Below are 2,507 nucleotides of genomic sequence, written 5' to 3'. Positions count from 1 at the left end.
TATGCCTGATTGCTCTGGTGCTAACACCTTCCCATGCTCATTGCTTGGATAGTCAATGGTTGCGGTTAGTGTGTCACCTATATAGACATAATGACGGATGATGTTGCCATCACCATCTAGTTCATGCTGTAATTGGCTATCTTCATAGACATAGTAGGTGGTCTTAGGTTTTGCTAATGTTTTTTTATTTTCTTGATAGACCACCTTTTTGATACGTTGACCCAAGTCATTGTAGGTGTATTCAGCAATAAGCTGATCTTTGCTGTCTTTGATTGTACTCACCTGCCCTGCTGTATACTCTAGTCGATAGTCGCCATATTGAGTCGGTAACCCAGCTTCATTGTATACGATGTTTTTGACTGAACTTGAGTTGCCCTTGATTGCTTTGGCTAATGGTGTGATTTGAGTGAGACGAGCTTTGTCGTCGTATTGATATTTATTTAATGGTTGTGATTGTTCATCACCAAGTAAGCGGTTGCCTAGCTCATCATAAAGGTAGCGTGCTTGATATACGTTTTTGTCAGTATCAGTGGTTTCTGCGGTGGTAACAGGTTTAAAGTCGCTATCAAGTTTAATGGACTGGTAACTACTGCTAATCAAGTGGTATTGACTATCATATAGGTAGTTGTGCTCGGTGGGTTTGCCCTGATAATCCACTTCCGTTATTTGTTCTACAATACCATCACTTGTCCTTGCCCATTGTTGACTAAATAGGGGGCTAAGATTAGGCGTGGATGCGTTGGCCGATTTGATAAATGGGTTGCTGCCATTTTTTGGGAGGGTACGGTAGCTTAACCCTGAAAATTGTCCATTGTCATCATAATAATGACCCATGACTATGTGCTGACCCAACTGATAGCTGATATTAGCATGTTGACCACTGCGAATTTCATTTTCTTGAAACATAATGCGAGCTTTAATGTCATCCGGGGCTTTGTAACGTATACCCTTATCTTTACTAGATAACTCAATACCATCTGGCAATATAATTTTATTAATACTGCCTTGTTTATCATAACTAAAACGGGTAACTAAAGGCTTGGTTAGCCCCTCTAAAACAATTCGCTTTTCAGTGACTCGCCCTTGTTCATCATATTTGTATTCAGTTGTTTGATGACTGCCTTTTGCACTGATTAACTGATCATTATCATTATATTTCCAGCTAACCTCCTGAACTGTGTTATTGTTTTGCTTCGTCAACTTATGAGTACGTCGACCCTTCTGGTCATACTGATAAGTGACTTGTACACCGCTAGCAAGCTTAATGCCGATTAATTGGTCTTGCTCATCATAGGTATACAAATTACGACCAGTACTCGGGCTATCGATATAAACAATGCGTCCAAAATCATCATACCCATACTTAGTAACCAGTCCATTGTTTTGTTTAACGTCAACCACACCTGATTGCATAGGCTTGATATGAGTTTGCTTAACCCCTAAGCCATCCCAGAGGTTAGGCAACTCATATTCGTTAAACTCATCATCATCTTTGTGAGCAATTAGTTGCGCGCCACTAGCGCCAATTATCTCAGCTGTATTATTATCTTTACTATAATTTACTGCTACTAGTTGAGTATCATCACGACCAGCACCTATAATGCGCCCTTTACTATCATACTGGTAACTTAATTTATCAGCACTTCTAGCGGTAAATTTATAGTCAACAATGGGGCGACTTTCTGTATCCAAATGTTTAAGCGTAGCCATTTGTGGCGTGATTTCACCTAGATTGCGATTCGCATCATCATAAGCATAGCTTGCTATGAAATTATCATCTAAATCCGTTACCGAAGTTATATGCCCTAAGTTATTACGCTTATACTTAACGCCATTTACTAATGTGCCATTGTGATATCGAGACATTGATATCGGATACTGTCTATCATCATATTCAAAACGAATGGTGGTTACATAATCTTTATTTTCTCGTTCAACTTTAGTTGTTAAGCCATGCTCATTATGTTCAAATCTTGTCGTTACACCAAGATTTGGACGTGATGCACTTTTGAGGCTACCATCTTCAAACCAGCTATAAGCTTCTAACACAATAGGATCACTATCTGGATTTAGATTATTCTGTAGTGCTACCTGTGTCATGTTACCTTTGTTATCATAAGCCATCAGATAAGTACGTGTGATATGCTCACCATCAGGTGTATAACCGAATTCTAGTTTTCTTATAGGCAAACCATTATCGTTATACTGATATTCAATACCTGTTTGTTTACCAGAGGCAACACTGGCTGACCACTGTTTAGCTACCAAAGAAAATTGAGGGCTTTGAGGGTTGTTTGATACATATTCATAATGAACACTAGATTCTAAAGCTCCACTACTCCTTGTAGGAATACTCTCTTTGGTCAAACGACCAAATTTATCAAATTCTCTACTAACCGACGAGACAATTCTCCCCTCATCATCAAGCTTGTTTTCTTTTATCACTCGCCCTGCATTATCATACTCATAGCTGACATTGGTCGGACCACAGGTGGCACATCCTGCAC

General features: G+C 39.3%; 1 protein-coding gene. It reads right to left on the bottom strand.

Annotated elements, in window-relative coordinates:
- Positions 1–2,507 (bottom strand): RHS repeat domain-containing protein (locus H140_RS0113505; protein ID WP_019674172.1); only part of this gene is annotated, 2,507 nt, incomplete at both ends.

The organism is Psychrobacter lutiphocae DSM 21542 (genome assembly GCF_000382145.1).
Taxonomy (GTDB): Bacteria; Pseudomonadota; Gammaproteobacteria; order Pseudomonadales; family Moraxellaceae; genus Psychrobacter; species Psychrobacter lutiphocae.
This window is presented reverse-complemented; position numbering and strand designations above follow the sequence as displayed.